Consider the following 26,337-nt stretch of genomic DNA (forward strand, 5'->3'; position numbering starts at 1 on the left):
CCTTCGTCATTCGTCCTTCGTCCCTCGGCAACCTATAACCTTCAAACCTGCGAACATTCAACCCTCATTGCCTCTGTGGTGAATCTTCCCGTGGTCGGTCGTCGGTCGTCGTTCACACACACATCACGCGCTCGGTGACGCTCAGTTCGCGCAGCAGGCGCTGCGTGGCGGTTGCGCCTTCGCGCTCGGCCAGCAGCAGCAGGTCGTCAGCATGATCGACATCAAGATTCACGCCAGCGATGTCGGCCACGACGAACGGCAGGCCACGCTCCTGCGCGGCGCGCGCGTGCTGCGCGAGGCTGCCCGGCCCAAAGCGGAACGGCAGCGCCAGCGGCGGCCGCACCAGCAGCGCATTCGTGCCGCCATCGCGCGAAGGCACAATCACCGCGCCCTGCTCTGGCGCTGCCGAAATTAGTTGCTCCAGCGCGGCAGGCGTGGCCAGCGGAACGTCGGCTGGCAGCACCAGCACGCCCTGCGCGCCCTCGGCAGCGTAGTAGCGGGCGGCCTGCGCCAGCGCGGCATTCAGGTCGGCGGCCTGGTCGCGCAATGGCTCCGCGCCAAGCGCGCGCGCCTGCGCCAGCACATCGGCGTCGGCGCTGATCACGCCCACGCGGGCGATGCCGCTGGTCGCCAGCAGGGCATGAAGCACATCGCCAAGCATGGTTTGCACCAGCGCGCGGCGCTCGGCGGGGTGCAGAACACGCGCCAACCGACCTTTGGCCTGCGGGAGCGTTTTCACCGGAACAATTGCAGCGAGCATGGGTGCCTATCGTTCAGAACCGGAGGCCAGCGCGCCCGCTTAAGCCGCGACCTGGCGCGCCGCGTCGAGGGCAGCCTGCGCCAGCGCGCGCTTCTCGGCCGGCCCACGCATGATCGTATCCGTCACCACCACCTCGATGCCCATTGCGCGAATATCGTCGGCCAGCGCCGCGTCGACCTGATCAATCACAAGCGCGTCGATCAGGCCAGCGTAGCACTGCGCCACGCCACGCGCCGAGACTTCGTAGCCCAGCGCGGTGAGCATGGGTGCGGCCGGCCCCTTGATTGCTGCGCCGCCCACAATCGGGCTGACGGCCACCACCGGCGCGGCGCTTGCCTCGATTGCGGCGCGCACACCCGGCACCGCCAGAATTGTGCCGACGCTGACGATCGGGTTGCTTGGTGCGATCAGAATCGCCTCGGCGTCGCGGATGGCTTCCAGCACGCCCGGCGCGGGCTGCGCTACATCTGCGCCAACGAACTGCACGCCACGCACGGCATCCTGCGCGCGCCGCTGCACCAGAAAGTGTTCGAAGTGCATCAGGCCCGCGTCGGTGTCGATATGCGTGCTGACTGGCTCGTTGCACATCGGGATGACCTGCGTGGCCACGCCCAGCGCGCGCCGAAATTCATCCGAAATCTCAGCCAGCGTGCGCCCGGCGCGCATTAGCTCGGTGCGGCGGATGTGCACGCCCAGGTCGCGGTCGCCCAGCAGAAACCATGTGTCAACGCCAAGCTGCTTGAGCATGCCCAGGGTGTTGGTGCTGTCGCCGGCGATGCCCCAGCCGTTCACCGGCTCGACAATCCCGGCCAGCGTGTAGGTCACAATATCGACGTCGGGCGAGATATACAGGCCGTGCAGCGTAATGTCGTCGCCCGTATTGACGATTGCCGTCACCTGCTCGGGCGGCACCACCTGCACCACGCCTTCAAGAAATCGGGCCGCGCCCACGCCGCCCGCAAGCGTCACGATCATGAAAAACTCCTCGTTCGTTGGGAGAACCAAGAACCAAGAACCACGGAACCGAGAACCAAGAACCACGGAACCGAGAACCGGCAACATGCAACCTGCCAACATTCAAACCTGCAACCTGCAACCGCAGAACCACGGAACCGAGAACCAAGAACCACGGAACCGAGAACCGGCAACATGCAACCTGCCAACATTCAAACCTGCAACCTGCAACCGCAGAACCACGGAACCGAGAACCAAGAACCAAGAACCGCAGAACCACGGAACCCGTAACCTGCAACCTTCAAACCTGCAACCTGCAACCACAGAACCAAGAACCAAGAACCAAGAACCAAGAACCAAGAACCGCAGAACCACGGAACCCGTAACCTTCAACCTTCAAACCTGCAACCCGTGACCTGCCAACATTCAACTTAAAAACATCATGCCCTGACGCGGTGAAATCGTGCCTTCGTCGGCCGTTATTCATCTTGCCACGCGCCCTTCGATACGCGGCTGCGCCGCACTCAGGACGCTATACTTGATATTCGTCCTTCGTCCTTCGTCCTTCGTCGCTAGAACATATCAGGCAGCCACGGGCGCGGGCCGGCGAATACCAGCCCGGCGGCGGCCAGCGCCTCGGGTGGTGCTTGGAGCATACCTGCCGCCACCAGTTCGTGCGATGTCAGGTAGCCGGTGTAGAGGGCCGCCAGCGCCCGCGCGTCGAGCTTGAGCGTGCCGCTGCCGCCTTTTTCCACGGTTCCACGCCCATCGGCCACGCGCAGCACGAAGTGCCCGCGATTATTCGGCAGCAGGGCATCGTCCACGTCGAGGTGCAGTTCGGCCTGCACGCCGGGCGAATAGCCGCGCGCCGTCAGCGCGCCCGCCACGTCGAGCACGCGCAGCATCAGGTCGAGCGACCAGTGCGTCTTGTGGCGCTGCTCGGGCATCAGGAACAGCAGGCCATCGTTTGCGCCGCCGGGGATGCGCATGGTCTCCAGCATCGAGCGATGGTCGGCCAGCAGCGTCAGAATGCGGCGACCGGCGGCCGGTGTGAGCGCCACGTAGTCGCGCACCTGCAAATGTTCGCCAAAGCTGGCGTGCATAAAGACCACGTAGCCCTCGGGCACGCCGTCGCGCCGCACAATGAACTTGTACGAGCGTTTGGTCTTCGGTTCGAGGAAGTTGTCCCAGTAAAACGCCGGCCGGTCGATCAGCGCCGACGACTGCGCGGCCTTCTGGGCGTAGATCTGCTTGATCAGCGCGTATTCTTCGGGCGCGGCCGGCGCGGCGTCGAGTGTGTAGTCGCGCACGCCAACCCCGCTGAGCGGCACCTCGTAGATAATGCGGTGGGCGGCGCGCTCAAAGCCCGAGCGGCGATAGAAGTTGGTGGTGGCCGGGTAGAGCGTGGTGATTGGCGCGCCCTGGCGCTGCTGCTCGATCAGCGACTGCTGGAGCATAAACAGGCCCACGCCGCTGCCGCGCTGGTCGGGCGCGACGCCCACAGCCGTGATGCCGCCAGCCGGCACGCTGCGCCCGCCAAAATAGTGGCCCATGGGAATAATGCCCATGCCCGCGACCACGCGGCCATTCCTGCGCACCACGCGCACGTTCTCGTGGCCGAGCGTGGCGAGCCACTGGCCCATATCGCCAATCGGGAAGGTCAGCGCCTGCTCAAGCAGGGCGTTGGTCGTCTCGACTTCGTCCTCGCGGATCGGGCCAAACTCAAGCCCATCGTGATGGTTCATGCTTTCTCCTTGTGCGGCCAGCCACCTACTCAAAATGCACAATCAGCTCGTCGAGCGGGCGGCGCGGCCGGCGCACCGGGTCGGCGGCGGCGTAGCCCAGCGTGATCAGCGCGTGCGGCGTGAGGCCGGGCGCAAGCCCAAGCGCCGCCGCGACCACGTCGGGGCAGAACAGCGGCGCGCACATCCAGCCGCCGTCGAGGCCCAGGCCATAGGCCATGAGCAGCATGTTCTGCACGGCGCAGCCCAGGCTCTGCACGGCCATGGTCGTCTCGGCGGCGTCGCGCTCGGCGTCGGGGTATTTGTCGAGGTCAGCCAGATACAGGCAGGGAATAATGATAGCTGGCGCGCGCAGAATGCGCTCGTGCGACTTGCGCCGCCGCAGCTCGATCACCGCCGCGTCCTGCCCGTCCATCGCCAGCTGCCGCCGCCATTCCGCGCCCATCGAATCGGCTAGGCGCTGCTTGGGCGCGGGCTGCGTCAGCACCGCAAAGCGCCAGGGCTGGCGGCCGTGCGGCGAAGGCGCCCAGCGGGCAGCTTCCAGCACCTGCTCAAGCAGCTCGCGCGGCACCGGGCGTTCCTGGTACTGGCGCACTGAGCGGCGACCGCGAATGATTTCCTGCAAAGTCAGGTCTGTACGCCCATCCGACGAAAGACGAACGACCGAGGACGAAGGGTCGCCTGACATCGGTCGTCGGTCGTCGATCGTCAGTTGTTGGTCGTCGGCCATCATCGAAAGAGATCCTTTTCGGGCGCGCGGATGAGCTGCTGCGCGCTGGCTTCGGCCGGCACATACGGGTAGCCGCGCACAATCGCCACCGGCACCGCGTCGACTTTGCCCATCACCAGCTCAGCCGCCGAGGCCAGCTCGTCGGCGACGGCGATGTTGCTGGCGTGCATCACATAGCCATAGGCGTCGGGCTGGTTGGCGTAATCGGCCAGCGGCGCGATGCCGGCCACGCCGATCGCCACATTCACCTGTCCTTCGCGCCAGGGCCGGCCAAACGTGTCGGAAATGATCACCGCCACGTCCACGCCGGCGCGCTCGCGAATAGCCGCGCGCAAGGCCCGCGCCGACGCATCCGAATCGACCGGCAAGAGCGTCACGGTGCGCCCGCCCGCCACATTCGATTCATCGACGCCCGAGTTGGCGCAGATCAGGCCGTGGTGCGTTTCCGTCACCAGCACGCCGCGATCCATCTTGACGATGCGGCGGCTTTCGCGCAGCACCACCTCGTAGTAGTTCGCGTCTTTATGGCCCTGCGCGGCGGCCATGCGCGCCATGTGCGAAGGCTCAACGTCCTGCGGGTCGACAATGCGATCTTCGGCTTTGGAGATGATTTTTTGGGTAACAACCAGCACGTCGTGGTCGGCCAGGGGCTGCTGTTCGTGCGCCAGCGCCGCGAGAACAAGCGCCGCGACATCGTCGCCGGGGCGCACTTCGCCTATGCCGCGCACCGGGATGATCCGAATCTCTGAGGGCATACGATTATGAGACTTTCTCCTGGGCAATGTTCCGAGCGCGTATTGTACCACGCAGCGCCGGGCGAGTGGGCGCGCACCACAGCGCGGGCCGCGAAATCGGCCAAAAGGCGGAGCCCCACGCCTTGACAAGCCCATGCCTATGGCTTTACACTCCCTTGCGCACCTCACCACCAATTGACGTCAGCGCCAAACCAGAATCGGGCGACCGGCGGTCGCAGAAAGGCTTGTGTATGCGCGCGCGGATGTTCCCAGCCTTTGGGGTTCTTATTGTGCTGGCTGCGCTGCTCATGGCAGCCTGCGGCCAGGGCGGCGCAACCGAGCAGCCCACGGCGGCCGGCGCGCAGCCCACCGCCGCATCAGATGCCCTGCCAACTGCCGACATGTCGAGCGTGCCAACCGTGGCCAGCGAGCCAGCCGGCAACGCCCCAGCCGACACCCTGCGCTGGCCGGTCGAGGGCCTGAGCGACCTGACCACGCTCGACCCGGCCAAGCCCGGCGATGCGCCCAACAACACCGTTATTTCGCTCATTTACGCCGGCCTGGTGCGGCTCGACCAAAACCTCGAAGTGGTGCCCGACGGCGCTGAGAAGTGGTCGGTGAGCGGCGAAGGCAAAATCTACACCTTCACCATCCGCGAGGGCCTGAAATTCGGCGACGGCTCGCCCGTCACCGCGAACGACTTTGTCTACTCGTTCAACCGCGCGCTTTCGCCCGAAATTGGCGCGTTTGGCGCGTCGGCGCACTTCGGGCATATTGTTGGCGCGCAGAATGTGATCGACGGCAAGGCCGAAACCGCCAGCGGCATCAAGGCGATTGACGACAAAACGCTTGAGATCACGCTCGATGCGCCGATCGCATACTTCCTGGCGCTGCTAACCTACTCCGACACGTTTGTGGTGCAGCAAAAGCTGGTGGAAAGCGGCGCAAACTGGCCTGACCAAACCTATGGCACTGGCCCATACATGGTGAAGGAATGGAAGCGCGGCCAGTCGATTGAGCTGGCAGCAAACCCGAACTACTGGCAGGGCACGCCCGGCGTCCCGAAGATTCTGATGCCCTTCACCAAAGACAGCGAGACGGCCTACCAGCTCTACCAGACCGGCGAGCTTGATATTCAGGGCAGCGGGCAGAACCCGGTGCCAGCCGCGCACATCCCCGACGTTCAGAGCCTGCCCGATTTCAAATCGGCCGCGCAGCTCACCACCCGCTACATTGGCTTTAACACCGAAAAGCCGCCCTTCGACAACCCCGACGTGCGCCGCGCCTTTGCGCTGGCCACCGACAAAGCCACACTCGCCAACCAGGTGCTTGTCGGCAGCGTTGTGCCGGCCGACCGCATCCTGCCCACGGGTTTGGTTGGCACGCAACTGCCGATCAAGCCGCTGGCCTACAGCCCCGACGATGCCAAGGCTGCGCTTGCGACCGCCGGCTTCGCCAACGGACAGGGCTTCCCTGAAATTACGCTCGCCTATGGCCAGGAAGGCGACAACGAAACCGTGGTGCAGGCGCTGCAAAGCATGTGGGAGCAAAACCTGGGCCTGAAGGTCAAGCTCCAGTCGTTTGAGCTGGCCACCTTCAGCAAGAACCTCGACACCACCTACTACACGCCAACCGAGGGCTTGCAGTTCTACTACAGCGTCTGGGGGGCCGACTACCCCGACCCGCAGAATTTCCTGTCGCAGCTGCTCCACACCGGCAACCCAAACAACAACGGCCACTTCTCCGACCCGCAGTTCGACCAGCTGACCGAAGAAGCCGACACCATGGGCGACCGCGCACAGATCGAGCAGCGGCTCCAGCTCTACAACCAGGCCGAGCAGATCGCGATCGACAAAGTCGCCTGGATTCCGCTGTTCTACCCCAAGCTCAACATCCTGGTGCGCCCGCGCGTCGAGGGCATGGTGCTCACGCCGCAGGGCCTGATCGTGCCCGACTGGTCGCAGCTTAAATTGAAGTAGCCGCTTGTGGGTAGGAAGGCGCGTGTGCGGCGCAGCCTTCCCGTTCGCAGGTGCACACTGTTATGGTTCGTTTTTTTGCCCGCCGCGCGGTAAGCCTTGTGTTTGTGCTGTTCAGCCTGACGTTTCTGACGTTTCTGATCGGCCATCTCGCGCCCGGCGACCCAATTCTGGTGCTGATGGGCGCGCGCCGCGACCCGGCCACCTATGCGCGCCTGGAGCACCTGTACGGCCTTGATCAGCCACTGCTGGCGCAGTATGGCAACTATGTCATGGGCCTGCTGCGCGGCGATTTCGGCCTGTCGTTCCAGTACGAAGGCCGGCCCGTGAGCGCGCTGCTGCGCCAGGGCGTGGGCATCTCGCTGATGGTGGGCGGGCTGGCGCTGATCTTGAGCATTGTTGTGGGCGTGCCGCTGGGCATGCTGGCGGCGCTGCGGCAGCACACCCTGGCCGACCGGGGCATCGTTGGTGCGGCGCTGGTGCTCTACTCGGTGCCGAGCTTTGTGCTCATCCCGGTGATCTGGTCGATCAACCTGGCAGCCTACCGCGCCGGGCTGCCAAACCTGCCGCAGGCGGGCTGGGGCCGGCCCGAACACGTCGTTCTGCCCGTGCTGGTGCTGGCCGCCGCGAACGTCGGCTATATCATCCAGCTCACGCGCGCTTCGATGCTGGAGGTGCTGCGCGAAGATTATGTGCGCACCGCACGCGCCAAGGGGTTGCCCGCCTTTCTGGTGTTCAACCGCCATGTGCTGCGTAACGCCGTGCTCCCGCTCATCACATTCGTTGGGCCAGCGGCGGCCTTTCTGGTCACTGGCGCGTTTGTGGTCGAAGTGCTGTTCAACATCCCGGGCATGGGCCGCATCGCCGTCGAAGCGGTCGGTCGGCGCGACTACCCGGTGATCCAGGGCACTACCATCATTCTTGGCATCGCCGTGGTCGTAATGAACCTGCTCAGCGACATGCTGTACCACGTGTTCGATCCGCGCATTCAGCTTTCCGAAGGCTAAGCGGGCGCAGCGAGACAAAGGGGTTTGTGACATGATGACGTTCGCCGTAATTGTTGCCGGAACCGGCGCACACCAGGCGCGCTGATGCGTGCGACCCGGCCGCAACCACATACCAGCAAGCGCAGGCGCGCCCCGCGCTGGTGGGAACTGCCCGGCCTGGCCGACATGCGCCGCCCGCAAAGCTTCTGGCGGCGGCTGCGGCGCAGCCGCACCGGCTTCGCCAGCCTGATTGTCGTCATTCTGCTGGTTGCAACCGCGCTGCTCGGCCCACTCCTCTACCCAATCTCCCCGGCGCTCACCGACTTCGGCCATATCAACGCCGCGCCCTCGCTGGCGCACCCACTCGGCACCGACCGCCTGGGCCACGACACGCTGGCGCGCCTGATGGCCGGCCTGCGTGTGTCGCTGCTGGTGGCGGGCGTGGTTGAAGCAATCAACATCACCGTTGGCGGCATACTTGGCCTGCTGGCCGGCTACTTCGGCGGCTGGGTCGATCTGGTGATTTCGCGCCTGGCCGACCTGCTGTTCGCCTTTCCCGGCCTGCTGCTTGCCATTCTGGTGGCGGCTGTGTTCGGCCAGTGGGTGACCGACCACTACGGTGGCACGGCGCGGCTGGTGCTGGTGGCCGCCTCGATCAGCCTGGTGAGCTGGCCGCTGATGGCGCGCTATGTGCGCGGCCAGACGCTCAGCCTGCGCGAGCGCGATTTCGTGCTGGCGGCGCGCGCCATGGGCCAGAGCGAGCTGGGCGTTCTGCGCTACCATCTGCTGCCGAATGTCGCTGGTCTGGTCATCACCGCCGCCACGCTCGATGTCGTGAGCGCGATTGTGGGCGAAGCGACGCTCAGTCTGCTTGGGCTCGGCATTCAGTCGCCCGCCACCAGCATCGGCAAGATGATCGTCGAAGCCACGCCGCAGATTTCGCAAAATGCCCTGCTGGTGCTGGCCCCCGCTGCCACGCTGGCGCTGCTGGTGCTGGCATTCTCCTTTCTTGGCGACGGCCTGCGCCAGGCATTCGACCCCGACGGGCGCTAGCGCGCTTTCGCGCAGGTGGTCGGCCATCTGTGGTCGTCATCATTCAGCAACCAGAATCCATTTTCGCCAGAGCCATGCCATCATTCATCCACAGATTACACAGATTGCGCAGATTATAGCTCCCATATCTGTGTAATCTGCGTAATCTGTGGATAGATCACGTTCCCATTCCAACGTTGACATGGTTCTGGTATTTCGAAAAGCTGCGCTAGAAACACGCCAGGGATGTGCTATACTCGCGGGCGCTGCAATCGCGCATCCGCGCGGCCGCTGTGTCGCGCTCTACCAGGAGGTTCTGCCGATGTCTGTTTTTAACTTCAACGCCGGCCCGGCCATTTTGCCGCAGCCCGTGCTTGAGCGCGCCCGCGCCGAGCTGCTCGACTACCAGGGGCGCGGCATGTCGATCATGGAAATGAGCCACCGCTCCAGGGAATTTGAAGCGATCAACAGCGGCGCCGAAGCCGCCTTCAAGCGGCTGATTGGCGTGGGCGACGACTACCGGGTGCTGTTTGTGCAGGGCGGCGCGAGCACGCAGTTCGCCATGCTGCCCATGAACTTCCTGCCGCCCGGCGGCGCAGCCGACTACATCGTCACTGGCGCGTGGGGCGAAAAGGCGCAGGAAGAAGCCAGCAAGTTTGGCCGCGCCAACATCGCCGCCAGCACCAAAGACAGCAACTACTCGCGCAACCCGCGCGCCGACGAAATCACGCTCAGCGACGACGCGGCCTATGTGCACATCACCTCGAACGAGACGATCCAGGGCGTGCAGTTCCCGAGCTTCCCCGACCTTGGCGCGCGCCCGCTGGTGGCCGACATGAGCAGCGACATCCTGTCGCGCCCGATCGACGCCAGCAAATTCGCGCTGATCTACGCGGGCGCGCAAAAGAACCTCGGCCCCTCGGGCGTGACGGTGGTGCTCATCCGGCAAAGCTGGCTCGACACGGCCGCGAAAACCCCGCCGACGATGCTGCGCTACAGCACGCACGCCAAGAACAATTCGCTCTACAACACGCCGCCGGTGTTTGGCGTGTATATGCTGAACCTCGTGCTGGAGTGGATCGAAGAGAATGGCGGCGTGGAAGGCATGGCCGCGCGCAATGAGCAGAAGGCCGCGCTCATCTACGGGGCGATTGACGGCAGCAATGGCTTCTACCGTGGCCACGCCGCCCCCGCCGACCGCTCACGCATGAACGTCACTTTCCGCCTGCCCAGCGAGGCGCTGGAGAAGCAGTTCGTGGCCGAGTCGGTTGCGGCGAATATGGTCGGGCTGGCGGGCCACCGCTCGGTGGGCGGCATTCGCGCCTCAATCTACAATGCCATGACGCCCGAAGGCTGCCAGGCGCTGGCCGCGTTCATGGGCGAGTTTGCGCGCAAGAACGGCTAGCGCGCCAATCGAAACCACGAAGACACGAAGGCACGGAGAGAAGGCTCTTCGTGCCTTTGTGGCTAGTGATAATCGTTTTACAATGACCCTGCGCCACAGCCCTCGCGGGCCATGCCGGCCTTACGCGCCCGCGCAATCGCCTGGGCGCGAGCAGAAACTTCGACCTTGCTGAAAATGGCAAGTGGTACCCAAGAATGAGCCACAGAGAGCGCTGAGTATTCTGGAAAATAAATTTCCCTGTACTCAGCTTCCAGGAAGCTCAAGCCAGTTTTGCTTCAATCTGATAACCAGATAAGCTTCCTGGAAGCTTGCCTGTTGTAGAAAAGAACTTTCTTTCCAGAGCACTGAGGGCGCAGAGCGAGAAACGAAACTCGGTAGCTCAATAAATTGGCCTTCGGCAGTGCTTGTACCCCTAGCGCAGCGTCAGCTCGCGCAGGTGAATATGCACATCTTCGGTGGGCTGCAATTCGCTAAACTCCAGCCGCAGCTGGCTCACAGTCTGCGCGCCATCAGGGAAGCGGAACTCCGTCACCGTATCATCAGTGATGGTGGGGTAAGTCTCAGTATAGGTTTTGGGCGGCGCAGCATTCGGGCCAGTCGCCACCACTTTCAGGCCCAGGTGCATGTTGGCGGTGCGCAGCGTAAAGCCGCTAAGCTGGCGCGGCGCGGGGAAGCGCAGCTCGACAATCAGCGGGTTGGCCTCGCGCCCGCGTATCAGCGTTTGGGCGCGGCCATCGAACAGGTCGGCAATCTGCCCAATGTCAATGGCAGAAAAGCGCACATTCACCTGCTGGCCATCCAGCTCAATCGTCTGCTCTTGCAGCGTCAGGCGGGCGGCTGCCTCAGCGGTAAAAATATCGTCGGCCCGGTCGCTGTAGCGCATGCGCTCGAAATAAAAGCCCGGCGTGCCGTCGGGGTAGGGCAGCACCTGCTGCGGCTCGAACACGAATTTACCGCTTTCCACGGCCTGCTTTTGCTCGTTCGGCGGCCAGACATACAGCGCATTCGGGTCGAGTTCGCGCCGCTTCGCCAGGTAGTAGTTGATGTCGCGCAGGGCCAGGCGCGGGCGCAGCACCTCGGGCACAAAGAAGTTCATGAGTGCGGTGGTGTTGTTGGCCCAGTTGGGCGAAATAACGATGTGCATGTCTGGATTCACCGCCAGCTCATTCGTAATCGCGCCAAACGCCTGCTCGGCACCATACTGCATGCCATACAGCCCATAGTCGGGGTACCACGTCGGCCCGTCGGCCAGCGCCGCGCGCAGCATCACCGCGCACAGCACGCACAGCGCCGCGCCACTGCCAAGCGCAAACCAGCGCTGCCGGCGCGGCGCGCGCAGCCACACCGAAATCTGCTCGAAGCCCAGCCCGATCAGCAGCGCCGCCGGCACAATCATAAACAGCACGCGCGGAATGAGAATCGCCACCAGCGAGGCCGAAAAGGGCGCGGCCAGCAGTGCGGCCAGCACCGCGCGGTATTCCGGCCCACGCCAGCGCCGCAGGCACACAATCAACCCGATCAGCACAAACGGCAGCGCCAGCACCGAAAGGTGGCCTATGCCCTTCATCTGGTGGCGCACCAGGTCGGTGGTGTTCGGCAGGAACCAGTACAGCGGGCTGATTCCCTGAAGATATGTTTGGCCGAGCAGCAGCAGCTTCTGGCTGAGCGGAAATGGTTTCAGCCAGTAGGAATCGAGGGTTTGCAGGTGATAGGCGACTGCCTCGGGGTGCAGCAAACGAAAGCGCAGATATGGCGTGGCCAGCAGCAGCACCAGCAGCGCCGCCGTGACAAGCGTGCGCCAGCTTTGCCGAAAATGGTAGCGCAGGTCGGAAAGGAGCAGCAGAATGCCGACCGCCAGCATCATGCCCTGGCCGTTGGCATAGCTATAGAAGGTTGCCGCGCCACACAGGAGCGCCAGCGGCAGCCAGCCCGGCGAGACGCAGCGATACAGCAGGTAGGCGCACAAAAAGCACGCAAAGAACGACACCGCCAGCACCGTTTCGAAGCCAGTGCGCGCATGGAGAAACCAGGCCGGCAGCGCGGCCACCACCAGCGCGCCCAGCCACCACGTGCGCGCCTTGAACACCAGCTTGAGCGCCAGCGCCACCGCCAGCGGGCAGAGCATGCTGATCAGCGCCGAGATTCCGCGCGTCACCAGCACCGATTTGCCGAACAGCGCCACGCCGATCAGCTGCGCATACACGCTCAGGCTCAGCGTCCAGCGGTCGTCGTTTTTGAAGTAGGGCGGCAGCCAGGTGCCAGTCGCGTCGCGCAGGCCGTTGCGCAGCAGTTGCTGGGCCAGCAGCGGGTTTACGGCTTCGTCGGAGAAGAAGTAGATTGGGAAGCGAGCAATGCCAACGAAGCGGGTGAGGGCGTAAACGGCCAGGCCAAACACGAGCAGCAGGGCATCCTGGCGGGTAAAGGCGGATAATACGCCCGCGACCAGCGGCTGATCAAGTGGGCGGGGAGTGGGGAGAGGAACAGATCCTGCCGCAGCCTCAGCGCCATTCGGCACCAGCTGCACGCGCACATGCGCGCCTGGCTCCAGGCTCAGCGGGGCCAGCGGCTTGAGCACGCCGTCTTCGTAGATCGCATCAAACGCGCCAGGCGCGCCGGCCGGCTCGTGGGAATCAGCAGCCATTGAACGATGACGCTCTGGCGAGCGCCAGGGCGCTCGAATGGATACGCGGTGGGGTTGCGCTCAGTATACCAAGTGCGTCAAGCCAGCGGCTCGTCTTCGGCGCTCACCACCATGTCGTCGAGCGCCTCGAGCGGCTCAGCCGGTGGGGGCGGGCCGTGCAGCACCCAGCCGTCGGCGGGGCGATAGAGGAATCCAGGGCCGTCGAGGTACATCCCACCATCAACATTGACGCAGACGCCATTTGCATAAATCATCGGCCCAAGCACTTCTTCTGGCAGGCAGCGCCGCACCGAGCTGATCGGCGTGTGGCCGTGGATGATCTGCTGCCCGCCAAAATCGAGCAGCATCTGCGCGGCGCGCAGCGGGCCGTCGGGGTCGTCGTCAAGGAACTCTTTGCGCCCGCTAAACTGGTCGAGCAGGTGATCCCAGGCGGGTGGGTCGTCGGTGTGCAGCAGGGTGCGCAGCGCGCGATTCACCTGGTCGATGGTTGCGCCGTAGCTGGTGTAGAAGGAGGAATCGGCGTGAATCAGCAGGTACTCATCGACTACTGCCATGGCGGGCAGGCTGCTAAGCCACTCGATATGCCTGGAGGTCAGCCGCGCCAGGTCGTTGTCGTCGCCGCCGTTGCGCCGCCACGACCACAAAAAGGTGCCGCTGCGCGCGGTTCGCGTTTCGCCAAAGCGCTTGGCCGCCAGGATCAGCGGCTCGTGGTTGCCCAGCAGCGCCTCGACCTGCCCGCCCGCGTCGGCGGCTTCGGCCTGCAGGCGCATCACCATGTCTACCGTCTCAATCGCGCCCGGCCCACGGTCGAAGAAATCGCCAATAAACCACAGCCGCGCCGCGCCGCCCATCCAGCTCAGCTCATCGTCCACCAGCCGGGCGTCGCGTAGCAACGTGGTCAGCTTTTCAAACTGGCCGTGAATATCGCCCATGATATACAGCGGTGCAGAAAGTGTCATAGCGCTCGGTTCTCCTTGCCGTGCCGAAACGCGGCCGTCAGCAAGAGCGGATGCAGCGCATGCAACGACGGGGCATGCGCACCCCCGGCCACTTGGTATGTACCACGCTGATTGTACACACGAAATGTGATCCAAACATAAAGATCAGTGATCCAAAAGCTGACCGATCTCTAACAAAACTCCAACTCGCGGCGGTTTGATTCGCGCACCCGGATCGTGTAAAATAGCGCAAGGTTTACAACACCAGGTTTCAGGAGGATCTCAAGGGTATGCCTACCTACGTCTACGCCTGCGATTCATGCGGGGCACAGTTCGAGCAAGTGCAGTCGTTCAAAGATGACCCACTGCGAACATGCCCATCGTGCGCGGGGCCGATTCGGCGCGTGTTTCAGCCGGTGGGCATTGTGTTCAAGGGTTCGGGCTGGTATATTACCGACAGCCGGAAGTCGAGCAGTGCCAGCGTCGCAGCCGACGATTCCGCCAAATCGGAAACCAAAAGCGACACCAAGGCCGATACCAAAGCCGACACAAAAGCCGACACCAAGACCGACAGCTCAGCGAATGGCGCGGCCGCCAAGCCCGCGCCGGCAAGCGAAACCAAGAGCAGCAGTGACACAACACCTGCCAAAGCATAAGCGCTCAACTCACCTCTTCGCCGCTCAAACCTCCCTGCCACCTCGGCGCCGCGGGGGCAAGGCGGTGGTCTGCGTCTGTCGTTAGGGGCGTCATCATCCCGATGGCGTCCCTGATCGCTGTACCACCCTTTGCACGTACCGGCACCGACTGTCACGGGAGGTTTTTCCATGTCTTTCTCCGAGCAACTGCAGGCCCTGCGCGCCGATGTGCAGGCGATTTTTCGGAACGACCCGGCCGCGCGGAATATTGCCGAGGTGCTGCTGTATCCCGGCCTGCATGCGATCACCCTGCACCGCGTGGCCCACGCGCTCTGGCTGCGGCGCGTTCCCTTCCTCCCCCGCCTGATCTCGCAGATCGGGCGCTTTTTCACCGGCATTGAAATTCACCCCGGCGCGACCGTCGGCAAGGGCTTCTTTATCGACCACGGCATGGGCGTGGTGGTGGGCGAAACCTGCGAGATCGGCGACAACGTCACGCTCTACCAGGGCGTCACGCTTGGCGGCACCGGCAAGCAGCGCGGCAAGCGCCACCCCTCGCTGGAAAATAACGTCACCGTGGGCGTGGGCGCGATTGTGCTGGGCGCGATTACGCTGGGCGAAGGCTCGCGCATTGGCGGCGGCGCAGTGGTGGTGAAAGATGTTCCGCCGCACTCCACTGCCGTGGGCGTGCCGGCGCGCATTGTCGCCACGCGCGACCCGCACACCGGCGCGGCGCGGCGCGTCGAGGATCTGCCCGACCCCGAGGGCCAGATGCTGCGCGGCCTGCGCATGAAAGTGCTGGAGCTGGAAGAGCGCATGACCGAGGTCGAGGTCGCGAACAACCAGCACCACATGGAGCACCACCTGGCCTTCGATGCGCTGCCTGCCGGCCTCTGGGCCACCCTGGGCGAGAACGGCCCCGCCGACGACGAGTTCACGCTGGGCGCAGGCATCTAGCACCGCTGCCCGAAAACCAGCCGGCCCGCGCGTTTGATCGGGTAAGCCGGCGCGCGCCGGTGCCGCCGAAATATTTGAAGGACCGAGCACATGACCATCAGCATGTATAACACCCTGAGCCGCAGCAAAGAGCCGCTCGAAACCATCGAGCCGGGCGTGGTGAAAATGTATGTCTGCGGCGTCACCGTCTACGATCAGGCCCACATCGGCCACGCCATGTCGGCGCTGGTGTTCGACATCATCCGCCGCTACCTCGAATATCGCACCTTCGAGGTGCGCCATGTCGTCAACTTCACCGACGTGGACGACAAAATCATCAACCGCGCCAACCAGCTTGGCCGCGACCCGAAAGAGCTGGCCGAGTCGTATGTGACCGAGTTCATGGATGACCTGAAGGCGCTGAATGTCCAGCCCGCGCAGGAGTATCCGCGTGCCACCGAAACCATGGGCGAAATCATTCGCTTTATTGCCGGCCTGATCGAAAGCGACCACGCCTACGAGGCCGGCGGCGATGTTTACTTCAGCGTGCCATCCGATCCCGACTACGGCAAGCTTTCGGGCCGCAACCTGCAAGACATGCTTTCGGGCACACGCTTCGAGGTCGATGAGCGCAAGAAGCACCCGGCCGACTTTGCGCTGTGGAAAGCCGCCAAGCCCGGCGAGCCTTCCTGGCCCAGCCCGTGGAGCGAAGGCCGCCCCGGCTGGCACATCGAGTGCTCGGCCATGAACCTCAAGCATCTGGGCGAGCAGATCGACATCCACGGCGGCGGCAACGACCTGGTGTTTCCGCACCACGAAAACGAGATCGCCCAAACCGAAAGCCTGACCGGCCACCCCTTTGCGCGCTTCTGGGTGCATAACGGCATGCTCCAGATCCACACGCGCGCCGAAGATGGCAGCATCAAGATCGAAAAAATGTCGAAGTCGCTCGGCAATGTCGTGACGATCCGCCAGTTCCTGAGCGAGCACGACGCCGACGTGCTGCGCCTGATTGTGCTTTCGAGCTACTACCGCAGCCCGCTGCTGTATGGCAGCGAGATCGTGGCCGACCAGGAGCGCAAGCTGGCGCGTCTGCGCGGCGCGTTCGAGCCAGCGCACGGCAGCACCAGCAGCGGCCCGCTGGCCGAGCAGCTGAACGGCATCGCCAGCAGCGCCCGCGACCGCTTCACCGAGTCGATGGACGACGACTTCAACACCTCGGGCGCGCTGGCCGCGCTGTTCGAGCTGGTGCGCGCAATCAACACTGCCCGCGATGCGGGTGTGGGCGGCACGCCCTTTGCCGAGGCACAGGCCACCCTGCGCGAGCTGACCGGCGTGCTCGGCCTGTCGATTGCCGCGCCCACGGCCAGCGCGCAAGAAGCCGCGCCCTTCATCGAGCTGCTGATCGAGCTGCGCGCCGAATTGCGCAAAGCCAAGCAGTTCGCCCTGGCCGACATGGTGCGCACGCGCCTGAGCGACCTCGACATCACGCTTGAGGACGGCCCGCAAGGCACACGGTGGAAAACCAAATAATATTTACGATTTTGGATTTGCGATTTACGATTGATAAGGCATTTGCCGCCTCGTACATCGCTACGTAGAAAGTGATTGGACCGGTTTACGATTTTGGATGTACGCTGAAACAAAGCTCGTAAATCCAAAATCGTAAATCGTAAATGCTATGACCTGGCTAGAACTTTCCGTCGACGTCGAGCCCGAAGCGGTCGAGTCGATCAGCGAGCTGCTCGCGCACTATGGCTACAACGGCGGCGTCGTCATCGACCAGCCGATCATTACGGGCGCGGACGGGCCGGACTACACCTTCGACACCAGCCGCCCGGTGACGATGCGCACCTACATCCCGCTCGACGCGCAGGCCGAAGAAACCCGCCAGCGCGTTGAGCAGGCGCTCTGGCATTTCGGGCAGATGCGCGCAGTTGGCCCGCTGACGGTGCGCTCGCTGGAAGAAGAAGACTGGGCTAACGCCTGGAAGCAGCACTACAAAGTCCAGCGCATTGGCCGACGCACCGTAATCGTGCCCTCGTGGCTGGAGTACGAGCCGCAGGACGGCGATATTGTGCTGAAGCTCGACCCGGGCATGGCTTTCGGCACCGGCCTGCATCCCACCACCCAGCTTTGCGTCGGCTTTGTCGAGGATTATGTCAAATCTGACATGCAGGTGCTCGACCTGGGCTGCGGCTCGGGCATTCTCGCCATTGCCGCCGCGCGCCTGGGCGCGCAGGTGCTTGCGCTCGACACCGACCCGATTGCCGTGACGGCCACGCAGGAAAATGTGGATCGCAACGAGGTGGCGGCACTCGTGCGCGCCGCCGAAGGCAGCCTGGGCGCGGGCGTGCAGATGGGCCACTGGCTCTACCCGAATGCCACCGAAGCGACCGCCATCCCTGCTACGCCCGCCGATCAGCCGCTGTTCGACGTGATCGTCGCCAACATCATTGCGCGCGTGCTGGCCGCGCTCGCGCCCGACATGGCCGGCGCGCTGCTGCCTGGCGGCACGCTGATTGCCTCGGGCATCATCGCCGAGCGCGAGGCCGAAGTGGCGGCCGCATTCGCCGCAGCGGGCCTGGCAGCGCGCCAGCGCCAGCAGGACGGCGACTGGGTGGCGCTGGTGTATGGGAAAGAAGCATGACAGAGACGCCAAACGATCTCAACGAAGCGTATGGCTGGGGCGGCGACGGCAGCGACCTGCACGACCCGGTGGCCGCGCACGTTCGCGCTGCCCTCGCCAGCACCGACGCGCCTTATCCCGCGCCGCTCGACCAGCTGCTGAAGCTGGGCGACCCGCGTGAGGGCAGCGGCGACAAGCTGGCTGGGTTGGAAATCACGCAGGAACACGTGCCCGATCTGGTGCGCATGGCCCGCGACCGCGCGCTCAACACCGGCCAGAGCGACAGCACCGAGGTGTGGGCGCCAGTACACGCGCTCGACGCGCTCGCCAAGCTCGACGCCAGCGCGCACGTGGACGAGCTGGTGCCGCTGTTCGATGTCGATACCGACATCTTCGGCGAGCGCCTGAGCGCGGTTCTCGTGGCTATTGGCGCGGCTGCGCTCGCGCCCTTGCGCGCCTATATTCAAGACCCAACGCGCTGGATATATGGCCGCGCCAATGCATCGGATATGCTGCCAAAGTTTGTCGAACACCACCCCGAGCTGCGTGGCGACGTTGTGCAGATCATAAGCGATACGCTCGCCCAGCAGAAGGGCGACTATCCTGAGCTCAATGGCATGATCATGGGCGACCTGCTTGAGCTCAAGGCGGTTGAGGCACTGCCGGTTATTCGCCACGCCTTTGAGCGCGACCTGATCGACGAAACGCTATCTGGCGACTGGGGAACCGCGCTCAAGGAGCTCGGCCAGCCCGTCGACAAGCACGACCCGCTGGTGCATCGCTCGCGGCGGCGCTGGGATGCGAAAAAAGCCGAAATGCGCGCCATGCTGCCGCCAGCCTGGCGGCCCGAACCCGAAGCGAAACCTGCCGCCGCTGCGCCCAAGCAGAACCCGAGCGCCGCCCGCAAAAACAAGCGCAAAATGGCGGCGTCGTCGCGCAAAGCCAACAAGAAAAAACGCAAATAACCCGCCCGGCCCAGCCGCCAGCAAAGTGGACCAGCATGCCAAAACGTTCGCGCGCCCCACAGCGCCAAACGATCAGCAGTAATACCTACCGCTTCTTTGTCGAAACCGGCGCGCTGCCGGGCCGCGAGGTCGAGATCGACGACACGGAGCTGGCCCACCAGCTTGGCACCGTGCTGCGGCTGCGCCCCGGCGAGCGCGTGGTGCTGCTCGACAACAGCGGCTGGCAGTTCACGGTGCTGCTTAGCGCGATTGAGCGCGGGCGCGTGGCTGGCACCGTCGAGCGCAAGGAACTGGCCGGCGGCGAGCCGCGCACTAAAATCACGCTTTACGCCGCACTGATGCGCCCCGAGCGCTTCGAGTGGGTGCTTCAGAAGGGAACCGAGCTGGGCGTTTCGGCCTTTGTTCCCCTGATCTGCGAGCGCAGCACTATCGCCGACGCCGACGCCCTGAGCGAGCACAAGCAGGAGCGCTGGCGGCGCATTATTCGCGAGGCCGCCGAGCAATCGCGGCGTGGCAAGCTCCCGCGTCTCGCGCCGGCTGTGTTGTTCCCGCCCGCCTGCGACCAGGCCACCAAGCGCGGCACCGCTCTGCTGCTCTGGGAAGGCGCGGGTGTGCCGTCCCTGCGCCATGTTCTCCACACCACGGTTGGCCGCGCCGCCGATGGCGTGCCCGCCACTCCGCCCGCGCAGCCTTTCTCGGTTGCGCTGTTCAGCGGGCCAGAAGGCGGTTTCAGCCAGCAGGAATTCGAAGCCGCCAGCCGGTATGGTATGATACCCGTGACGCTCGGGCCGCGCACACTGCGCGCCGAAACCGCGCCGCTGGCCGCTACGTCGGCCATCCTCTACGACATGGGCGATCTCGAATAACGCCGACACCTGGCCCCGGCACGCGCCACAGCCCTTGGTGTCGCTAGCACCGGGGCTGCGAATGCGCACACACACATTGTTGATCATCCAGCGCGGTATTTTCGCCGGTATTCTGCTGTGCGGCGGCTTTCTGGCCGGCTGGTTCAGCGCCATCCTCCTCGGCGGGCGCATCCCCTACGACGGCGATTTTGCCGCCTTGTTCGGGCCGGGCCGCGCCGCCAACCAAAGCACGCCCGCCGAGCTGCGCACGCAGTTCAATGTCTTCTGGGAAACCTGGAACCTTGTCGAAGGCGAGTTCTATCACCGTGCCCCGCTCGACCGCACCAAAATGATTCAGGGCGCGATTCGCGGCATGCTCGATTCGCTGGGCGACCGCTACACGGTCTACCAGGAGCCCGATCTGGCCGCGCAAACGCAGGATCACATGCAGGGCAAGCTTGGCGGCATTGGCACCTACCTGCGCATCACCGACGGCAAAGCTTTTCTCTACAAGCCATTTGTGAACGCGCCCGCCGCGCAGGCTGGCCTGAAGCAGGACGACGAAATCGTCAGCGTCGATGGCACCGCAATCGAGCCGCTGATCGCCGGACTGGATGTCAACCAGTCTGCCGTGAAGGTCACCGCCCTGCTGCGCGGCGACGCCGGCACAACCGTCAGGCTTGGCATCCGGCGCAGCCAGAACGCGCCGTTCGACGTCACGCTCACCCGCGCCGACATTGTGGTGCCCAGCGTCGACAGCCAGCTCTTACCGCAAAACCTCGCCTACATTCACATCAACGAGTTCAAAACTAACACTACCGCCGAGTTCGACGCCGCGCTGCGCGAGCTGCTGCCCAAACAGCCACGCGGCATCATCCTCGATCTGCGCAACAACCCGGGCGGCTTCCTGCAAAATGCCCAGGACGTGCTAGGCCACTTTTACGATGGCGTTGCGCTGTATGAAGATAAAAATGGCCAGGATTTGCTGGAACTGCGCACAAGCGGAAGCGCAAACGCCACGCGCGCCTTCGACGTGCCACTCGTGGTGCTGGTGAATACTGGCTCGGCCAGCGCCAGCGAAATTGTGGCCGGCGCGCTGCGCGACCGCCGCCCCAACACCGTCCTGATGGGCGAAACAACCTTCGGCAAAGGCTCGGTGCAGAACATTCACACGCTCAGCGACGGCGGCAATGCGCGCATCACCATTGCGCACTGGCTCACGCCCAACAAGAACGAAATTCATGGCATTGGCATCACGCCACAGTATCTTGTGCCTTATAGCGAAACACCGGCCGACGCCGCGCCCTGCGTGAGCGACCGCAAGCCCGCCGAGGGCGCCAGCACCTGCGCCGACTCGCAGCTCGCCAGCGCGATCACGCTGCTGAGTACCGGCCAGGCGCCGCCGCCCGTCACGCCCACGCCGAAGCCCTAGTGCGCTTTCAGCGCAGGGATTAGGGAGTGGGGAATAGGGTTTGGTTATTCAAAAGCGGAAGTTCTTTCCTGATTTCCGCGCCGCTTTCCTGATCATGCACTAGCCCGCGACTAGCACGGTGAGTAGAACTGTGAAAGAATCAACCATCATCGTTGGCGGCGGGCTGGGCGGGCTTGCTACCGCCATTCACCTCGCCGCCGCTGGCCAGCGCGTGATTGTGCTGGAGAAAAACGAGCGCGTGGGCGGCAAGCTCAATATTGTGGCCGAAAACGGCTACACCTTCGACACCGGGCCGTCGCTGCTGACCATGCCGTGGGTGCTGCGCGACCTCTACGCCACTGCTGGCGCGCGCCTGGAAGACGAACTCGACCTCGTGCCGGTCGAGCCGACCTGCCGCTACGCCTGGCCCGACGGCACGCGCTTCGACGCCTGGCAGACCATGCCGCTGCTGCTCAACGCCATCGGCGCGCTGGAGCCGCGCGACGTGGACGGCTTTCTGCGCTTTATGGCCTACACCTCGCGCATCTACGGCGCGGTTGTCGGCCCCTTCCTCACCGAGCCGTTCGACAGCCTGCGCGAGCTCATCACGCCCGCGCTCTTCCGCGATAGCTGGAAAATCGACCCGCTGCGCACGGTCGATCAGGCGGTGCGCAGCTTTTTCCACAACCCCTACCTGCGCCAGGTCTTCAACCGCTACGCCACCTACAACGGCTCATCGCCCTACCGCGCGCCCGCAACCTTTAACCTGATCGCCTATGTCGAGTTTGCCGAGGGCGGCTGGTACCTGCGCGGCGGCATGTACACGCTGGCGCGCGCGCTGGAAAAACTGGCCCGCAGCATGGGCGTCGAAATCCACACCAGCACGCCCGTCGAGCGCATTATGCTGCGCAACAACACCGCCTGTGGCGTGGCGCTGGCCGATGGCGAGCGCATCGATGCCGCGCGCGTGGTGGTGAACGCCGACCCACGCTACGCCTACACGCACCTGCTGCCCACCCAAACGCGCACCGCCGCCCGCCTGCGCCGGCTTGAGCCGTCGTGCAGCGGCTTTATTCTGCTGTTGGGCGTCGACCGCATCTACTCGCGGCTGGCGCACCACAATATTTTCTTCAGCGACGACTACCCGGGCGAGTTCGCGGCCATTTTCGACCACCACATCCCCGCGCCCGACCCAACGATCTACGTCTGCAACACCTCCGCCGCCGACCCCGAGCACGCGCCGCCCGGCCATAGCAACCTGTTTGTGCTGGTGAACGCGCCCGCGCTGAGCCCGGCCACCAACTGGGAACATGAGGCCGGCCCGTACCGCGACATTGTGGTGGAAAAGCTCTCACAGATGGGCCTGCCCGACCTGAACGAGCGCATCGCCTACGAGCGCATCATCACCCCCGACGACCTGCAATCGCGCTATAATGCGGCGGGCGGCGCGATCTACGGCCTCGCTTCGAACCAGCCCTTTACAGCATTTATGCGCCCGCCGCTGCGCGCGCGCGACCTGGATCGGCTGTATTTTGTGGGTGGGGGAACGCACCCCGGCGGCGGAATTCCGCTGGTGCTGCTCTCGGGCCGCGCCGTTGCCCGCCGCGTGCTGGCCGACAGCACAGGCCGCCGCGCCTAGCCAAAGGAGGCCAACCTGCGAACGCATTTCCTGCTTGTCGCCCTCGCCGGCGCGCTGGTTGCCTGCGCGCAATCCCCAGCCGAGCGCGCCACGCTCCCCACCGCCAATATCAATCTCGCCCCGGCGGCGCCAGTTGTCGCCGCGCGCGTGCAAAGCGCCGCAGCATCGCCAATCCCCGCCCAGCCCACGCCCGAGTTGCCCACACCTGTGCCCGCCACACTCCCGCCCGAAGCGCCCGCGCCGCCCGCCACCGATTTCGAGCAGTTCCGCCAGTGGATGGACGAAGCCCGCGCGCAATACCCCTACACCGAGCCAGTTGAGCGCATGTGGGACCTGATGATCTGCGAGTCGTCGGGCCAGCCCGAGGTCGTCGCGGGCGAGAACTACGGCCTGTTCCAGTACAACGCCGCCACCTGGGCCAGCGACTGGAACCCCTACCGCGACCAGTCGATCTTCGACGCCCGCGCGCAAATCTTCGCCACCGCCAAAGCCTGGCACGACGGCAATCAGGACTGGTGGGGATGTTATTAGCAGTTTTGAGTGTTGAATGTTGAGTGTTGAGTTTCAGCGAACCTTCAAACTTGCGCACCTGCAACCTGCAACTTGCGAACCTTCAAACCTGCAAACCGACGCCATGCAAATCATTACCATCCGCGCCCAGCGCACCATGAAAATTCATGCCATAGCGCTGCCACATGCGGTGGAGCGCTTGACATAGGCGGCTGGTTAATCGTTAATTTTCGATAAAAGAAGGGTTGACTCAGGCGCGCGCGCAGGCGTATGATAGCTGCGAAGCCTCACGAGAACATCGCACTCGATCCAGTACCTACACAGCCAGACGACGACCCGAGAGTAGGCAAGCGGCGCACCCCCACAGGTGTCACGATGACGGGGGCCGACCGCAAGTCAGAGGGAAATGGCGCACTTCCAGGGGGGAACCGCCAGGGATACTGACGAGCAAGCGCCGCGCTGTTGATGGAGCAGGCGGATGCTGTGTAAGCCGAAACGGGTTCTTTGAAGCAGGCTCTCACTGTGGAAGCTGTAATGCTGGTAGCCACAGAGAACGAGGGCATTGCCTGAGCGTAACAGCTGGCGCGGCCAGGGATGGCCAAGCGTTGAGCGACGCGCAGACCGCTGCAAAGTAGGAAGGCTGCACCTGTGCTGGACGCGATGTTCTCTGAGGCGTCATTGTGCCCGGAATCATTTCCGCAAGGCACTTCCCTCCCTATCCCCCATCTCCCAACCCGCGCTGCAAGCGCCCTACGTCATTCGCCAGCCGCCATCCACCGCCAGCGTCTGCCCGGTGATGTATGACGCCTCTGGTGACGCCAGAAATACCACCGCCGCCGCGACTTCTTCGGGGCGGCCGACTCGCCGCAGCGCAATAACCCTCTCGCCCCACTCGCGATCCGCCGCCGGCAGATCGGCCAGCATCTCGGTCTCGATCAGGCCGGGCGTCACTGCGTTGACCGTGATATCCCACGCGGCGGCCTCGCGCGCCAGCGCCCGCGTCAGCCCAAGCACGCCGCCCGTCGCCGCCGAATAGTCGGCCTGCTGCGGGCCGCCGCCAACGCCGTGCAGCGCGCTCACATTCACAATTCGCCCGTAGCGCCGCCGCATCATGGGGCGCAGCGCGGCCTTGCATGTGTGAAACACGCCATCCAGGTTGGTGGCGAGCATGGCGTTCCACTGCGCCATGTCGATCTGGCTGAATGGCGCGTAGGCAGCCAGACCGGCGCTGTTCACCAGCACATCGATCCGGCCCCAGCGCTCCAGCGTGCCTGCCACCAGCGCATCAACCGACTCGCGGGCGCGCACGTCGCACTGCTGCGGCACCACCGCGCCCGGCAGCTCGGCGCAGCTTGCCGCCAGCGCCTCGGCCTCGGCGGCGCGGGTGTGGAAGCCCGCCACCACGCGTGCGCCCTGCGCAGCCAGCTTGCGCACCACCGCCGCGCCAATGCCACGCGAACCGCCCACCACAATTGCCACTTGCTCAGCAAAATCCATATGCGTCACCATCAGCTTTTCTCGGTTGCGGTGCAGTTCCACCGTATGCTTGAACGCTCGGTGAAGGCGTGCGGATACGCTATTTGATGCGGCGCGTCCATGCTGGTTGGCGTCTGCCGGCTGCCAACCGCAACCGCATGAGGGTTTAGGGTCTGGGGTTTTGGGATTGAACCTGCAAACCTGCAACTGGCAGTCGTATGCAATACGCCACGACTGCAATCCTGCCAACTTGCAACCTGCAAACCTGCTACTTGCAACTAGCCCTGGCCCACAAATGCGCGCAAACTCGCAAGATCGCTGATATTCACGAGCTGCGCACTCGGCGCGATCCGCTTGATCAAGCCGGTCAGCACCGTGCCGGGGCCGATTTCAATAAAGGTATCGACGCTATTGGCGGCCATATACTGCACCGACGCGATCCAGCGCACCGGCGACGTTACCTGCGCCACTAGCTCGGCGTGAAGCTGCCTGGCCTCGCTGAGCGGGCTTGCCAGCACGTTTGAAACGACCGGCACGCGGGCGTCGGCAATCGCAGCCTCGGCAATCGCCGGGGCCAGGCCCTCGGCGGCGGCGCGCATCAGCGGCGAGTGGAACGCCGCGCTCACTTTCAGTGGCAGGGCGCGCTTGGCCCCACGCGCCTTCGCCAGCGCCGACGCGCGCTCGATTGCGGCGCTTGCCCCGCTGATCACCAGCTGGCCGGGCGAGTTGTAGTTCGCAATCACCACTGGCTCATGTGACTCCGAGGCGTCGGCGCACACTGCCTCAAGCGCATCTTCATCCATGCCAATAACCGCCGCCATGCCGCCCTGGTGCGCTTCGGCCATAAGCTCGCCGCGCCGCCGCACCAGCCGCACCCCCGTCGGGAGATCGAACGCACCAGCGGCCACCAGCGCCGAGTACTCGCCCAGACTGTGGCCGGCCACCAGCGCGGGCTCTGCGGTGTAGCCAGCTTCGCGCAGAGCCGCCAGCGCCGCAATGCTGCATGCCAGCAGCGCAGGTTGCGCGTTCTCAGTCGCAGTGAGCGCAGCTTCTGGCCCTTCAAAACACAATTGCGTCACGCCAAAGCCCAGCGCCGCGTCGGCCTGCTCAAACACTGCGCGTGCCGCCGCCGACGCCTCGTACAGGTCGCGCCCCATGCCGACGTGCTGCGAGCCCTGGCCGGGGAAGACAAAAGCAATTGCCATACGCTCCATCCTACAGAATGCGACGAGGAGACAAAGAGATGCGATCTCCTTGCCTCCTCATCACTGCGTCACCAAACAATTTCTAGTGCAATTCCAGGTGAGGTTTTCGGGCAGAGAAGGCCTTGCTGCGCATCGCAATCCCAACCCCTAACCCCCATTCCCTAAACCCTGCGCTGAAAGCGCACTCG

23 protein-coding genes are annotated in these 26,337 nt (G+C 64.5%); 14 read left to right on the forward strand and 9 right to left on the reverse strand.

The window, feature by feature from the left end; translation table 11 throughout:
* Positions 1 to 112 precede the first annotated feature (112 nt).
* The 5 genes from cofC to cofE form a co-directional block, all read right to left on the reverse strand.
* Positions 113 to 760 (reverse strand): 2-phospho-L-lactate guanylyltransferase, encoded by a 648-nt coding sequence (gene cofC, locus M1P90_RS16150; protein WP_483703995.1) that lies wholly within the window; start codon positions 758 to 760, stop codon positions 113 to 115.
* Between the two features lie 39 nt (positions 761 to 799).
* Positions 800 to 1,735, reverse strand: coding sequence for a 2-phospho-L-lactate transferase (gene cofD / locus M1P90_RS16155; protein ID WP_483703997.1), 936 nt, complete (start codon positions 1,733 to 1,735; stop codon positions 800 to 802).
* 551 nt (positions 1,736 to 2,286) lie between these two features.
* Positions 2,287 to 3,459 (reverse strand): GNAT family N-acetyltransferase, encoded by a 1,173-nt coding sequence (locus M1P90_RS16160; protein ID WP_483703999.1) that lies wholly within the window; start codon positions 3,457 to 3,459, stop codon positions 2,287 to 2,289.
* Positions 3,460 to 3,484: 25 nt separating this feature from the next.
* Positions 3,485 to 4,189 (reverse strand): nitroreductase family protein, encoded by a 705-nt coding sequence (locus tag M1P90_RS16165; protein WP_483704001.1) that lies wholly within the window; start codon positions 4,187 to 4,189, stop codon positions 3,485 to 3,487.
* On the reverse strand, positions 4,186 to 4,941 hold the full coding sequence (gene cofE, locus M1P90_RS16170; protein ID WP_483704003.1) for a coenzyme F420-0:L-glutamate ligase: 756 nt from the start codon (positions 4,939 to 4,941) through the stop codon (positions 4,186 to 4,188). Before cofE ends, M1P90_RS16165 begins: the two co-directional genes overlap by 4 nt.
* A 230-nt stretch (positions 4,942 to 5,171) precedes the next feature.
* Between cofE and M1P90_RS16175 the strand changes: the two genes are divergently transcribed.
* From M1P90_RS16175 to serC, 4 genes are all read left to right on the forward strand, one after another.
* On the forward strand, positions 5,172 to 6,899 hold the full coding sequence (locus M1P90_RS16175) for a peptide ABC transporter substrate-binding protein (RefSeq protein WP_483704005.1): 1,728 nt from the start codon (positions 5,172 to 5,174) through the stop codon (positions 6,897 to 6,899).
* Between the two features lie 62 nt (positions 6,900 to 6,961).
* On the forward strand, positions 6,962 to 7,903 hold the full coding sequence (locus M1P90_RS16180; protein WP_483704007.1) for an ABC transporter permease: 942 nt from the start codon (positions 6,962 to 6,964) through the stop codon (positions 7,901 to 7,903).
* Between the two features lie 84 nt (positions 7,904 to 7,987).
* Positions 7,988 to 8,935 carry an ABC transporter permease gene (locus tag M1P90_RS16185; RefSeq protein ID WP_483704009.1) on the forward strand — a complete coding sequence of 316 codons (948 nt, stop codon included), beginning with the start codon at positions 7,988 to 7,990 and terminating at the stop codon, positions 8,933 to 8,935.
* 301 nt (positions 8,936 to 9,236) lie between these two features.
* A complete protein-coding gene (gene serC, locus M1P90_RS16190) occupies positions 9,237 to 10,319 on the forward strand; it encodes a 3-phosphoserine/phosphohydroxythreonine transaminase (protein WP_483704011.1) in 1,083 nt (360 codons plus the stop codon).
* Positions 10,320 to 10,731: 412 nt separating this feature from the next.
* Here serC and M1P90_RS16195 read toward each other — a convergent pair whose 3' ends face one another.
* Both M1P90_RS16195 and M1P90_RS16200 read right to left on the reverse strand, forming a co-directional pair.
* Positions 10,732 to 12,960 carry an antitoxin AF2212-like protein gene (locus M1P90_RS16195; protein WP_483704013.1) on the reverse strand — a complete coding sequence of 743 codons (2,229 nt, stop codon included), beginning with the start codon at positions 12,958 to 12,960 and terminating at the stop codon, positions 10,732 to 10,734.
* Between the two features lie 77 nt (positions 12,961 to 13,037).
* Positions 13,038 to 13,919, reverse strand: coding sequence for a metallophosphoesterase (locus tag M1P90_RS16200; protein ID WP_483704015.1), 882 nt, complete (start codon positions 13,917 to 13,919; stop codon positions 13,038 to 13,040).
* A 269-nt stretch (positions 13,920 to 14,188) separates the two neighbouring features.
* Between M1P90_RS16200 and M1P90_RS16205 the strand changes: the two genes are divergently transcribed.
* From M1P90_RS16205 to M1P90_RS16250, 10 genes are all read left to right on the forward strand, one after another.
* On the forward strand, positions 14,189 to 14,554 hold the full coding sequence (locus M1P90_RS16205; protein ID WP_483704017.1) for an FmdB family zinc ribbon protein: 366 nt from the start codon (positions 14,189 to 14,191) through the stop codon (positions 14,552 to 14,554).
* 168 nt (positions 14,555 to 14,722) lie between these two features.
* Positions 14,723 to 15,490 (forward strand): serine O-acetyltransferase EpsC, encoded by a 768-nt coding sequence (gene epsC / locus M1P90_RS16210; protein WP_483704019.1) that lies wholly within the window; start codon positions 14,723 to 14,725, stop codon positions 15,488 to 15,490.
* Positions 15,491 to 15,580: 90 nt separating this feature from the next.
* Positions 15,581 to 17,002, forward strand: coding sequence for a cysteine--tRNA ligase (gene cysS / locus M1P90_RS16215; RefSeq protein ID WP_483704021.1), 1,422 nt, complete (start codon positions 15,581 to 15,583; stop codon positions 17,000 to 17,002).
* Positions 17,003 to 17,150: 148 nt separating this feature from the next.
* On the forward strand, positions 17,151 to 18,119 hold the full coding sequence (locus M1P90_RS16220; RefSeq protein WP_483704023.1) for a 50S ribosomal protein L11 methyltransferase: 969 nt from the start codon (positions 17,151 to 17,153) through the stop codon (positions 18,117 to 18,119).
* On the forward strand, positions 18,116 to 19,063 hold the full coding sequence (locus M1P90_RS16225) for a hypothetical protein (RefSeq protein WP_483704025.1): 948 nt from the start codon (positions 18,116 to 18,118) through the stop codon (positions 19,061 to 19,063). Before M1P90_RS16220 ends, M1P90_RS16225 begins: the two co-directional genes overlap by 4 nt.
* 35 nt (positions 19,064 to 19,098) lie before the next feature.
* Complete coding sequence (locus M1P90_RS16230; RefSeq protein WP_483704027.1) at positions 19,099 to 19,929, forward strand: RsmE family RNA methyltransferase; 831 nt, start codon at positions 19,099 to 19,101, stop codon at positions 19,927 to 19,929.
* Between the two features lie 61 nt (positions 19,930 to 19,990).
* Entirely contained in the window at positions 19,991 to 21,340 is a 1,350-nt protein-coding gene (locus M1P90_RS16235; RefSeq protein WP_483704029.1) for a S41 family peptidase, read from the forward strand.
* A 130-nt stretch (positions 21,341 to 21,470) separates the two neighbouring features.
* Positions 21,471 to 22,958, forward strand: a complete 1,488-nt coding sequence (locus tag M1P90_RS16240) for a phytoene desaturase family protein (RefSeq protein WP_483704031.1) — start codon at positions 21,471 to 21,473, stop codon at positions 22,956 to 22,958.
* A 147-nt stretch (positions 22,959 to 23,105) separates the two neighbouring features.
* A complete protein-coding gene (locus M1P90_RS16245; RefSeq protein ID WP_483704033.1) occupies positions 23,106 to 23,489 on the forward strand; it encodes a hypothetical protein in 384 nt (127 codons plus the stop codon).
* 16 nt (positions 23,490 to 23,505) lie between these two features.
* Positions 23,506 to 23,676: a hypothetical protein gene (locus tag M1P90_RS16250; protein ID WP_483704035.1), complete on the forward strand. Its 171-nt coding sequence runs from the start codon at positions 23,506 to 23,508 to the stop codon at positions 23,674 to 23,676.
* 542 nt (positions 23,677 to 24,218) lie between these two features.
* Here the strand turns inward: M1P90_RS16250 and M1P90_RS16255 are convergent.
* Both M1P90_RS16255 and fabD read right to left on the reverse strand, forming a co-directional pair.
* Positions 24,219 to 24,965 (reverse strand): 3-oxoacyl-ACP reductase family protein, encoded by a 747-nt coding sequence (locus tag M1P90_RS16255; RefSeq protein WP_483704037.1) that lies wholly within the window; start codon positions 24,963 to 24,965, stop codon positions 24,219 to 24,221.
* A gap of 257 nt (positions 24,966 to 25,222) precedes the next feature.
* Positions 25,223 to 26,149: an ACP S-malonyltransferase gene (gene fabD, locus M1P90_RS16260; protein ID WP_483704039.1), complete on the reverse strand. Its 927-nt coding sequence runs from the start codon at positions 26,147 to 26,149 to the stop codon at positions 25,223 to 25,225.
* Positions 26,150 to 26,337: the final 188 nt, after the last annotated feature.

Source organism: Kouleothrix sp. 19917 (assembly GCF_057073505.1).